This window comes from Peijinzhouia sedimentorum, from assembly GCF_049340005.1.
In the GTDB taxonomy this organism is placed as follows: domain Bacteria; phylum Bacteroidota; class Bacteroidia; order Cytophagales; family Cyclobacteriaceae; genus CAXBDP01.
The window spans coordinates 39,781-52,043 of sequence record NZ_JBMPIY010000017.1 but is presented as its reverse complement, the minus strand read 5'-3'; the positions used below and the strand labels follow the sequence as shown (position 1 = coordinate 52,043).

General features: G+C 37.8%; 8 protein-coding genes. 5 read left to right on the top strand and 3 right to left on the bottom strand.

The genetic code is table 11. From position 1 onward, the window contains the following. Nucleotides 1–131: 131 nt before the first annotated feature. Nucleotides 132–812 (top strand): energy transducer TonB, encoded by a 681-nt coding sequence (locus ACOXY8_RS16720; protein ID WP_458332763.1) that lies wholly within the window; start codon nt 132–134, stop codon nt 810–812. Nucleotides 813–889: 77 nt separating this feature from the next. On the opposite strand, the gene ACOXY8_RS16715 is transcribed toward ACOXY8_RS16720, so the two are convergent. Genes ACOXY8_RS16715 through ACOXY8_RS16705 form a run of 3 tightly spaced genes read right to left on the bottom strand, consistent with a single transcriptional unit; the run spans nt 890 to nt 6,094 of the window. Then, entirely contained in the window at nt 890–1,771 is an 882-nt protein-coding gene (locus ACOXY8_RS16715; RefSeq protein ID WP_458332762.1) for a YicC/YloC family endoribonuclease, read from the bottom strand. 32 nt (nt 1,772–1,803) lie between these two features. Next, on the bottom strand, nt 1,804–5,019 hold the full coding sequence (locus ACOXY8_RS16710; RefSeq protein WP_458332761.1) for a hypothetical protein: 3,216 nt from the start codon (nt 5,017–5,019) through the stop codon (nt 1,804–1,806). Beyond that, a complete protein-coding gene (locus ACOXY8_RS16705) occupies nt 5,009–6,094 on the bottom strand; it encodes an NAD(P)/FAD-dependent oxidoreductase (protein WP_458332760.1) in 1,086 nt (361 codons plus the stop codon). The genes ACOXY8_RS16710 and ACOXY8_RS16705 overlap by 11 nt, the downstream gene beginning before the upstream one ends. Before the next feature lie 121 nt (nt 6,095–6,215). Between ACOXY8_RS16705 and ACOXY8_RS16700 the strand changes: the two genes are divergently transcribed. The 4 genes from ACOXY8_RS16700 to porV are packed head-to-tail and all read left to right on the top strand — an operon-like array spanning nt 6,216 to nt 12,263. Continuing rightward, nucleotides 6,216–6,860, top strand: a complete 645-nt coding sequence (locus ACOXY8_RS16700) for an MBL fold metallo-hydrolase (protein ID WP_458332759.1) — start codon at nt 6,216–6,218, stop codon at nt 6,858–6,860. Next, complete coding sequence (locus tag ACOXY8_RS16695; RefSeq protein WP_458332758.1) at nt 6,845–7,558, top strand: CDP-alcohol phosphatidyltransferase family protein; 714 nt, start codon at nt 6,845–6,847, stop codon at nt 7,556–7,558. The genes ACOXY8_RS16700 and ACOXY8_RS16695 overlap by 16 nt, the downstream gene beginning before the upstream one ends. 40 nt (nt 7,559–7,598) lie before the next feature. After that, the gene (gene porU, locus ACOXY8_RS16690; RefSeq protein WP_458332757.1) at nt 7,599–10,994 is read left to right on the top strand and encodes a type IX secretion system sortase PorU; all 3,396 of its coding nucleotides are present in this window, start codon (nt 7,599–7,601) and stop codon (nt 10,992–10,994) included. A gap of 27 nt (nt 10,995–11,021) precedes the next feature. Further along, nucleotides 11,022–12,263 (top strand): type IX secretion system outer membrane channel protein PorV, encoded by a 1,242-nt coding sequence (porV, locus tag ACOXY8_RS16685; protein WP_458332756.1) that lies wholly within the window; start codon nt 11,022–11,024, stop codon nt 12,261–12,263.

Below are 12,263 nucleotides of genomic sequence, written 5' to 3'. Positions count from 1 at the left end.
GTCAAAATTTTGCCTTTCAAATAATTTACTAATTACTACTTTTCGTTAGTAGAATTAGGCTTTGGATAAGAAATTTAATTTTTTATCTTTGGACACGTTGCATTAGAAAATTCAAAACAAAAGGAATAGCTATGGAAAGTAAAAAACACCCCAAAGCGGACCTGAACAAAAAAGCTGGCTTGTTTTTCAATATTGGACTTGCATTAAGCATTCTGATAGTAACAGCTGCCTTCGAGTGGAAAAACTACGATGAAGGTGACATGCTTGATTTAGGTACGCTTGACATGGAAATGGATGAGATCCTTGAGATCCCACCAACAGAACAACCACCTCCACCACCACCAAAGGTGGTACAACCAGAGATTGTTGAGGTACCAGATGAAGAGGAAATCGAACAAGAAATTGAGATTGAACTTGACATCGAATTTACCGAGGAAAAGGTAATTGAACAGCAGGTATTTGAAGTTGAAGAAGAAGAAGAGGAAATTGATGAAATTTTTGACTCATTCGCTCTTGAAGTTCAACCAGAACCTGAAGGTGGTCTATCTGCATTTTACGATTATGTAAGTAAAAATATGAAATATCCAGCATCTGCAAGAAGAATGGGTATTGAAGGAAAAGTTTTCCTCGTATTTATTATCGACACCGATGGATCAATTAGCAATGTAGAAGTGCTTAAAGGCATTAGTGCTGATTGTGATGCAGAAGCAGTAAGAGTTGTAAGTGGCGCTCCTAAATGGAAGCCAGGCAAACAACGTGGACGTGCTGTAAAAGTAAGAATGAGATTGCCTATCACATTCCAGTTAGGTTAATCATATAATAATACAATAAATGAAAAAGCCATCTAGATTAGATGGCTTTTTTTATATTTCAAAGTTTGAACTCCTTCTTATAAAATATTGGAAAGCTGTTCCTTTATTTGCTCCAACTCATCTTTCATATTCACTACATGTCTTTGTATTTGCGAATCATAAGATTTAGAACCGATAGTATTGATTTCCCTTCCTATCTCCTGCGAAATAAAATTTAATTTTTTCCCTTGAGAATCTGAAGCATCCATTGCTTCCAAAAAATGATCAAGATGATTGCTTAGTCTAACTTTCTCTTCATTGATATCGAGCTTGTCCATATAGTAAAGAAGTTCTTGCTCAAATCTATTCTCGTCCAAATTTTCGGCCATTTCCCAGTCGCGAAATGCATTCCGAAGTCGTAATTTGATATCATCCACCCGCTGTGGGTCACGTTCAATTACACCATTCAAGCTTCCACGGATTCTTTCAATATTGCTTTTGAAGGAGTCTCCTAAAGCAGTTCCTTCCTTCAACCTAAACTCATCACATTTTGCTAATCCTTCTTCTATAGTTCGCAATACTTCATTCCAAACTTCATCGGGAATTTCATTATCATCATTTTTATAAATGATCACGTCCGGCATTTGTATGGCCATTCTGAAAATATCTTGACCACTATAACCAACCTTTTTAGAGAGTGTAGTTAACTTTGAATGATAAGCCATGAAAAGATCCTCATTTACAGTTACCTTCTCTATGGTTGAATTGGTATCCTCATAGTCCACAACTAAAGAAACCTTGCCTCTAACCAAAACCTTACTCACCAGATTTCTTATGTCCAATTCCTTATCAGAGAAAATACGAGGCAGCTTTAAAGATAGGTCTAGATACTTGGAATTGAGCGACCGAATTTCAACATTAATTGATATCCCATCGCTTCCATTTGAGGCCTTTCCATAGCCAGTCATTGATTTTATCATAATAGGAAGAAGTAATTTTCTTGATTGATTTCTTAAAAATCTAATCCAAGAGATACGAATAGTCTTGGTTTAGGAGTACTGTATTGTTCAACTGGATAAGCTAAATCGAAACGGAGGAAATAACCAAGTAACACAGTTCTAGCACCTAAACCATAGGATTGCAACCATGGACTGTCAAAATTATTTATTACAGCCTGAAATGGACTGCCAACCGGTCTTATAATTTCAATATTTTGACTGCTTTCGCCAGTGAATGGAGATTTCCCATCACTCCAAGCTGAGCCTACATCATAGAAACCAACCAATTGGAAGTTTCGCAAGAAATTGGAAGCTATCGGACCTTTAGATAAATAAGAGAAAACTGGCATTCTAATCTCAGCATTAAATGACAGAAAGTCTGTTCCATTAAATGTATTCAAATCGTACCCTCTTATACTTGTCGCAAATTCATGGAATAATATGTCGCTATTATCTTGCAACGGCACATTTGCAAGCGGATCAGAGTTACCATCTGGGTCTGTATTATTTATGGTATTGAATATCCAATTATTTGTGCCTCCTAATAGGAATTGCTTAGCAGCATTTCCCATAAATCGACCATAGTTTAAACGGCCCGCAAAAATTATATCCCGATGAATTTCTTGATAATGCCTAATATCAACTTTGAGTTTGGCAAAAGACAAGCTCTCAGAATCGAAGGATTCATATTGAGAATATGTAGCTTTTGCTCTGGTGCCATGGAAAATATTCACGCTTTTTGAAATTGCATTATCAAAAATCAATTCAGCTTTCAATCCATAATACTGATTATTGGACTCTGAATTTGGCAAATTTGGAGGCAAAGTAGGTGAAAGCAAACGCGGATCCTGATCGAAGAAGAAGGTTTGTGTTACAAATGGCCCAGCACCAATACTTAAACTATTATTGATCGGATAAGAACCTATTAGCTCGATTTGATCAAGAACATATTTATGCTGTATTTCATTATCATCTCGTCTTATATTTCGTCTATTGTACTTAACTCTAAAGTCTGGACGGTATTTTCTATAAACATATTCGGCAAATAACTCCCCTCCTTTAGAAAAATCAAGTGAAGTATAAAAACCAGCATTGAAGGTATGATTCTCCAAAACGTCACTAAGTCTTACATTGGCATTTGGCCCAAACCCACGAAGCGGGTCAACAATAAAACTTACTTGAAAATGATTAACAGCAAATTTGGATTCAAAATCGATTGGCCCTAAAATTCTAGATGAACTTTGACTCCGATCCCGCAGATTACTTAGAATTGAGTTACCTCCTGTTGGTCTTTCACTTTGTCTTGTCTCCTGTTTATCGAAAATATAATTTTCTGTATTGATGACAATTTCACCCTCACGAGCTTCCAAGTTTACAATAGGTTTCTCCTCTACAACAGCTACTTCTTGTTCAGTATCCATAAACTCTGACCTTCTATCCTGAATCATCCTAGCCTGAAGTGCTTGCTGACGATAAGTTAAGGGTGAGAAAAATGTTTCATCAGGCTTAAAATCCTCAACAAAAGCCACAGTATTGCCCTCATAAAGTGCTAAATACGAATATATATTCCTCCTCCCGCTTACGTCAAATGAAACTATACTCGTGTTATAATTTGATATCTGCGAAAACGTCTTGTTCTCAATATTTAATTTGTACAAATTGGCAATACCTCTTTGATCACTCGCATAAATAATCTCATTCGCGTTGATTGGGACAGGATTCCTATCAACTGTTAGAGTGGAAGTAATTCTTGTAAGAACATCTTCAGTCGAATCCAGACTATATATATACAGACTAGAAAAATCAGAAATCTCATCCATTGTTCTCGCTGTCGTTTGCAAACTATCATTCAATCTATTCGAGGAAAAAACAATGCTATTGCTTCCTGGAATAAAACGCGGACTCCTATCATCAAAAATATCGTTGGTAATTCTTCTTAAGAAATTGCGGGAGGGTGTAAATAAGTATAAATCATTTTGACCATTTACCGATGCAGACATGACCATTCGCAATCCATCTGGCGCGAAACTAAATTCTGATATATGCTCAAATTGCGGCAATTCAATACTTCCCTCTGACTTACCACTTAATGAAAGTAAGTTCAAAACCAAGCCCGTTTTGGATCTTGCCACTACGGCCACAATCTCATTACTTTGCCATGCCAAGACAGGAAGTGAGGAATCGAAGCGTTGCTCCAATACATTAATTCCACCATTATATATTGTTGTGGTTTTCTGGCTAGCAATATCTCTTACATTGACTGCATATTTTCCGTTATTGAAGGTGACGTAAGCAATTTTACTTCCTTCTGGATTCATTTTCACTTCATTCCCAATTGTCTCTCTATTCGTTGCTTTGCCTACAATAGACTCTTCATCATGAGCGATATAAGAATTATTTACAATTTCGGCTCCACCAGAATAGAAAAGCTGCCAATCACTAGTAAATTTCTTGAAATTAACGCCTAGTGTGTTTTCAACGCTATTTTCTTCATTGCGGATGATTCTAGTCAGGTTGAGGATATTTGCGAAATTCCTGACTCCATAGCGTGTAACTACATAATTCCAAACAGACTGTCCAGCAATTGCCGCTTCATCACCTTTGAGTTTACTTAGCTTGAGATTCTTTTCTCTACCCACTAAATCTCGCAAGTAATCGTCCATTTCTAAGTCCCAACCATTGGCAACATACAAGGAGGCTCCTTCAACAAACCATTCGGGCAATGACAATAAATAAGCGGATTCAAAAAAATCGGTTGAAGAACCTGAAAAAAGCATTTCATAAATAAAACTTCTTGCCGTTTGGTAGCTCAGAGATTTTTTAAAGGTTTCACTTTCTCCCGTATAGGCTATTTCTACATAACTGCTGTTGCTAATTATTTCTCCAGTAAGATCAAATTCAGTCCCGTTGATCCCAATATTACTCTGCTGCATATCAGAGAAATTATTGTAAAGCAATATTCTGGTTTTGTTTGCAGGCGGGTAACCAACCAAATCGGTGATTCTGTTAAATTCATCCTCAAGGTAATCTATCGCCATTCTGGCTGTTCTCTCTCCACCTTCATAAAAATGAACTTCAAAATTATCTCCAGCATAGAATTTCCAATCGAATTGCCGATTTTGAATTCTGCTTTTCCCAAATGTTTCTTGATTGATTTGTGCGATCGCACCAAAATTAAGCACTGTAAAAAGTACTATAAACCCAATCGAAAATATGTTTTTACTCTGCATCTAAGCCTACTTCTTTATCATTCCAATATATAGAAAAATAGCGATTAATATCTACTTCATTGTCTAAATTCCTACCACCAAGTAAGTGTTCACAAAACTGAACGACAAAATAGGGTGCAATGGATACACCTTTTGTTCCCAAACCATTAAAAATTCCCAAAAGTTTTTGTTCTGGATGAATTCCTATTAATGGCCTTCGATCCTTAGTGGAAGGTCGGATACCTACCCGTTGTCTTTTTACTTCTACGGAATTTCTGAAGAGATTACTCAACTTTTCTAAAATTTCGCTCTTACCTTTTTCAGTTGGCGTCAAATTTACCTCCCGCCATTCGTATGTGCTACCACAGCGAATCTCATTTTGTGCATTATTGAAAATAAACACACCTCTATTATATACGACTTCGGCATCGGGAAGGCTTGTTTCCAAATCTAATATTTCACCTTTCAAATGATGAAATGGCAACCAATTGAAATACTTGCTATTATGAGCTGAAAGTCCATTTGCGAAAATTATTTTCCCGAAATCGATATCCTTGTAATTACCTCTTTCGCTAAGGACTAATTTATCTTCATCGAATTCTTCTTCAAAGTAACATCCTTCCTTTTGCAATCTATTCTTTGAAGTATCTAATAGGGTAGGTATATCTAAATAACCACAGTTCTTCAACCAAATACCTCCAAATGGATCGTTAATCGAATCTCCAAATTCGCTTTTAGCACTCACCTTCTCTATAATCGAAGTGAATTTCTCATCGGCCATTTTACCCATCCATTCGTTTTGCTCCTCAATGGAAAAAAATGGTCTGTAAATCGGTAATTGATATAAAATTTTCGTCTCAAATTCTTTTTCCACCCGCTGATAAAATGATTCTAATGCAGGAAAAAGTTTATCTGCATTCCAAGTTTTCACCATTTTGCGTCCAGTTACAGGATTGTAAAGACCAGCAGCCACACGGGAGGAATGATTCTCGGCTGGCAAATCCATCACCGCTATTTTTTGGCCTCTCGATCGCAATTCAAAAGCCAAACAAGCCCCCGCCAACCCATGTCCCACTATCAAATAATCTACCTGCATCGATCTAATTTATCCCTAGAAATAAAATCTTAGTCAAAAATACCATTGAATACACAAATTAGGCTGATGCAATTGGATATTTTGGTATCATAGCTTCAATTTTGTCCATATCTTTGAAAATATGATTCAAATTAAAAATTTCACTTTCAATCCTTTTCAAGAAAACACTTTGGTTCTATTTGATGAAACCAAAGAATGTGTCATCATCGATCCAGGTTGTTACGAGAAACATGAGGAAGAAATACTTAGCAAATTCATTGAAGACAACGATTTAAAGGTTGTTCAATTACTAAACACCCACTGCCATATAGATCATGTGCTTGGCAATGCATTTGTAAAACGAAAGTATGGCGTTGACTTGGTAATGCACAAAACCGATGAAGCTACTCTTGCTTCAGTAGAAGTGTATGCAGGCAGCTACGGTTTCGCCAACTATCAGTCAAGCACTGCAAATAAATTTGTAGATGAGGGTGATACCATCGGATTTGGAAATAGCGAACTAGAAATTTTATTCGTTCCAGGACATGCGCCAGGTCATATCGCTTTTGTTAATAAGGATCAAAATATTTGTATTGGCGGAGATGTACTTTTCGATGGCTCAATTGGTAGAACTGATTTGCCGGGTGGAGATTTCAACACCTTAATTGACAGCATTCACAATAAGATTTTTCCTCTTGGGGAAGATATGGTTGTGTACCCAGGTCATGGACCCACAACAACCGTTGGAAAAGAAATGAAAAGTAATCCTTTTTGCGCAATCCGCTAATGATGATAATTCGGCAAATACCAAATTTGATCACTTTAGGCAACCTATGCTTTGGCTTGGCAGGAATTTACTTTGCCTTTGGAGGAGAGTTTATCACAGCTTCTTATTGCATCTGGATTGCCGCAGTATTAGATTTTTTTGATGGCTTTGTCGCTCGCTTATTAAAAGTACAATCTCCTATCGGTGCTCAGCTTGACTCCCTTGCAGACGTGATTACTTTTGGCGTACTGCCTGCTTTTCTTTGTTTTCACATAATTAACAGCCTGGGTGGAGAAAATTATTTAGCTGTTGCCGCCTTAATAATCGCCCCTCTTTCGGCTTATCGTTTAGCGAAGTTTAATGTGGACACAACACAAACTTATAGTTTCTCGGGATTGCCCACACCTGCAAGTGCTTTTTTTGTGAGTGGCATTCCATTTATTATGGTAGAAGAAAGTATACTCCACAGCATTTTCACCAACCCATATGGCATTGCCATGTCTGCTGTAATACTGGCAAATTTATTGGTAAGTCCTCTTCGACTAATGGCTTTCAAGTTCAAAAGCACTTCCATCAAAGACAATTGGTTGATCTATTTATACTTTGCATCAGCTTTAATACTTTTCGCTATTTTTAGCTACAGTGCTATTCCATTGGTTGTAGTATTATATATATTATTGTCTGTTTTGTTTTACCGTGAAAAACCTGCAATCAATTAGTGCTAATTTGCGTTTCATACTCATCTATAATTTTCGTTGAATGCATTTAAGATGGCTCATTAGTATTATTCTTTCGCTTTGGCTAATTCCACAGGAGCAATCACAGCCATTTTCTACGGCACAAGAAGGCTTGCTTTCTGAAGGGGAATGGTACAAAATAGCAGTTCCAAAATCAGGTGTATTTGTAATTGACAACCAATTTCTTGCTAGCAATGGCATTAGCCTACAAGGCAAGGATTCTCGAAATATTCGACTATTTGGCTACCCAGGCGGTACCCTACCACAAGCAAATAATGCCCAATGGCCAAGCTATCTTACTGAGCTAGCAATATCAATTGATGGCGAAAATGATGGTGATTTTGGCGCCAGCGACAAGCTTTACTTTTTTGCAGAAAGTCCACATTCACTCACATTCAATTCCACTGAAAATCGATTTGAATACGAGCATAACCCATATACTGACGAGATTTATTATTTGCTAAATATCGGAAACACAAGAGGCAAAAGAATTGAATCGCAGCAAGCTAACCCTATTGGGAATGAAATTAATACCGTTCGAGATGCAGTAGTTTACACTAACCCAACCAACAATATTTTATTCTCAGGCCGTAACTGGTACAGCGAGCGATTCGATGTAAATCCTAACCGTAATTTTGATTTGGATTTGGAGGGAATCGCTCCGAATAGCATTCTCAAACTCACAGTTGCTTTGATGACTCAATCCTTTGGAGCATCCAGTATGGTGGTAAATGCAGCTGGGCAAAATTTAGGCGAGATAAATCTTCCCTCCATTCCAACTGGTACATATTCGCTCAAGGGAATTGAGGTCTTAGAAAGCTTTGATTTTTCTAGCTCAGTAATTCAAGATTTGAATACTGCTGTAAGGTCCAATTTGCAATTCAAGCGCTTTACTGGTGGTGGCTCAAATGTCTTTTTAAATTACTTAATCTTAGAAGCGGATAGAGAATTAAAGCCATATGATGAAGCAATTACATTTGGCCTCGAAAATCCGCAATCACTTACATTAAACATAAAAGAAGCAAACGCTGAAACTCAGCTTTGGGATTTAAGCGACAGCTTTAATGCAAAGCAATTGGCTGGCACTTTAACCTCTGGCAATCTCAAAATTGGCATTCAAAATCAAGCGGGAGGAAAATGGACATTATTTAATAAAAGTCAATTGCCAAGTCCAAACTCAGCTAGTAAAATCAGTAATCAGCATTTGAAAGATGGGAGTGCGCCAGACATGGTTATTATCACTTCGGCTACTTTTAGGACTGAAGCAGAAAGATTGGCAAGTCATCGACAAAGTTTCAATGGATTTGATGTAAAAGTGGTAACAGTCGATGAAATCTACAATGAATTTTCGGCTGGGCGACAAGATGTTAGTGCTATCCGTAATTACTTGAAATATGCATACGAACAAGGAAATCTGAAATATGCATTAATGTTTGGACGTGCTTCCTACGATTATAAGTCACGCATCGAGGAAAACTCCAATATCGTCCCAAACTACCAATCAAGAAATTCGCTTCATCCTATATTGACTTATGCATCAGATGATTATTTCGGATTTTTGACTAATAATAAAGGCACTTGGGCTGAAGATGAAAATGGCAATCATGACTTGGATATTGCAGTGGGCAGAATTCCCATAAAATTCCTTGCTGAAGCAAGAGCAGCAGTTTCCAAAATCATCGACTACGAAACAAACCCTGATGGACTTGGTGATTGGCGAACTAGAATTGTATTTGCTGCTGATGATGGCGATGTAAATATCCACCAAAGAGATGCGAATCGACTTGCGCAATTAGTTGATACCACGCAGCGCTCCATCCAAACGCAGAAAATATATTTAGACGATTATGAAATAATTGATGGCGATGGTTCATCCAAGGTTTCTCCAGATGCTGCTCAAGCAATATTGGAACAGTTTGAAAAAGGTGCATTTATCGTCAATTATACTGGTCATGGTTCGGAAAGGCAATTAGCTGCTGAACGCATGTTCGATGAGGAAAAGCTCAGAACTCTACGAAACGCAAATAAATATCCGATTTTCGTGACTGCTACTTGTGAGTTTGGGCGAAACGATGACCCAACCTTGATTTCCGCAGCAGAACAAATGGTGCTCAACCCAAATGCCGGAGCTATAGCAATGGTTACCACCTCCCGCCCTGTTTTTTCCAGCACCAATTATCAACTCAACTTGGCCTTTTACAATCATCTTTTCACAAGAGAAAATGGCCAATATCTAAGTCTTGGCGAAATCTTCAAACGAACCAAAAACACCAGCCAAAATGGAGTGCTCAATAGAAATTTCATCCTTTTGGGTGACCCGGCTTTAACCCCCGCTTTTCCAAAACAAACAATTGCCATTACCCACATTAATGAAAGTGTCATTACTTCTGAAAATCAAGAAATTAAAGCATTGAGTAATGTAAAATTACAAGGCGAAATCAGAAATTATTCGAATAGCTTGATCGCTGATTTTGATGGAGTGGTAGAAGTGAATGTGATGAATGAAGAAGATTCTTATCAGACTTTAGGACAATCTGCGGGACCATTTAGTTATAAAGCTCGTCGAAATTCGATTTTCAAAGGCAAGGCAACGGTAAGTGATGGAAAGTTTGAAATTGAGTTTGTAAGTCCTAATGGTATTCCTGAAGCTATAAAAGAAGGTGCAATTTTTATGTATGCAAATTCTACTACTGGAGTAATCGACGCCAGCGGAGTAAACTTGGATGTGAAAATAGGCGGGAGGGAAAATATTTCCTTAGATAGTAATGGCCCTGTTATAAGCCTTTTTATGAATGATAGCACATTCAAAGATGGCGGACTTACCAACCAAAACCCTACGCTACTAGCCTACTTCGAAGATGAACAAGGCATTAATATTTCTAAGTATGATACTGAAACAGAAATGATTGCCATCCTTGATGGAACAAAGCAATATTCGCTAGCTGAGTTTTACACAGCAGCAAAAGACGATTTCACAAAAGGAAGACTATCCTTTCCACTTTTTGAATTAGAAATAGGGAAACATAGTCTTGAATTATTCGCTTGGGATAATCACGATAATATTTCTAGCGCTACGATAAATTTTGAAGTGGGTGAGAATACCAAGTTGCAATTAAGCAACGTTATCAATTATCCGAATCCAATGAGATCGGATACTAGGTTTAGCTTCGAACATAATAAATCTGGTGAAGCTCTTGAAATATTTATCACTATCTATTCGGTACAGGGTCAGCCGATCAGAACGATGAATTTTAGTGAATCAATAAGTCCAACAAGGGTGGATGGATTGGAATGGGATGGTAATAATAAATTTGGAGCTAAACTTTCTCCAGGTATATATATTTATCATCTTACAGCTATCTCCGTTCGCGATGGATCGAAATTCACTGCTAAGAAAAAACTGATTGTTTCTAATTAACTATATTTGACTTGAAATTGATAAAATATGAGAATTTTAGCTAAAGGCAGCTTAATCATAGTCGTGTTATTATTTGCAGTTGCTGACTTAGCAGCTCAAAACTCAGGCGTAATACTTGGCCAAGATACCAGTCGTAGAGTTATTACTACAGGTGTTCCATTTTTGAATTTCACACCAGACGCACGTAGTGGCGGTATGGGCGATGTAGGTGCTGCCATCAGTGCCGATGCAAATTCAGTACATTGGAATCCAGCAAAAATGGCCTTTATTGAGCCTGACATGGGCTTTTCGCTTTCCTACACACCATGGTTGGGCAATCTTATTAATGACATGTCTATTAGCTACTTGTCTGGTTTCAAAAAGCTAGATCAAAACCAAACGGTTTCAGCTTCTATTCGCTATTTCGATTTGGGTGATATTGAACTTACCGATGTTGGCCCGAACAACCAACCTATAAGCTTAGGGATTTTTAATCCTAGAGAAATTGCTATTGACGCATCCTATTCTAGAAAGCTGAGCGAAGGATTATCACTTGGTGTTACAGGTAGATTTATTCATTCCAATTTATCTGGAAACATCACATCGTCAATCAATAATGAAGGCCGCCCTGGTGTTAGTGTTGCTGCGGATGTGGGTGTATATTGGAGAAATGATCTTTTCCAAATGGGTGATGGGTCTGAATTTGCCTTAGCAGCTGTGATTTCCAATATCGGATCAAAGATCACTTATAACAGTGCTGAAGACAAAGATTTTATTCCAACCAATTTAAGATTAGGAACAGCCTTCACGAAAGCACTCGATGCTTCTAACACCATCACTTTTGCGCTTGATTTCAATAAGCTTTTAGTACCTACTCCTCCAGTTTATCAGTTTGATGAAGACGGTAACTTAGAACGCGACGCAAATGGCGATCCGATTATAGCACGTGGTCGCGATCCTTATAGACCGCTATTAAGTGGTATGTTTGGTTCCTTTAGCGATGCTCCTGATGGTTTCAGTGAAGAACTTCAAGAGGTTATTATTTCTGTTGGTGCAGAGTATTGGTACCGTGAGTTATTCGCCTTGAGAACTGGCTATTACCACGAAAATAAAGACAAAGGAAACAGAAGATATGTAACCTTAGGCACAGGTCTGAAATACAATTCCTTTGGAGTTGATTTCGCCTATTTGGTGCCTATTATTCAAAACCATCCGCTTGCGGAGACTTTACGCTTTACGCTCCACTTCGACTTTATGAAGCCGGTAGCTACAGCTTTACCAAATAATTAA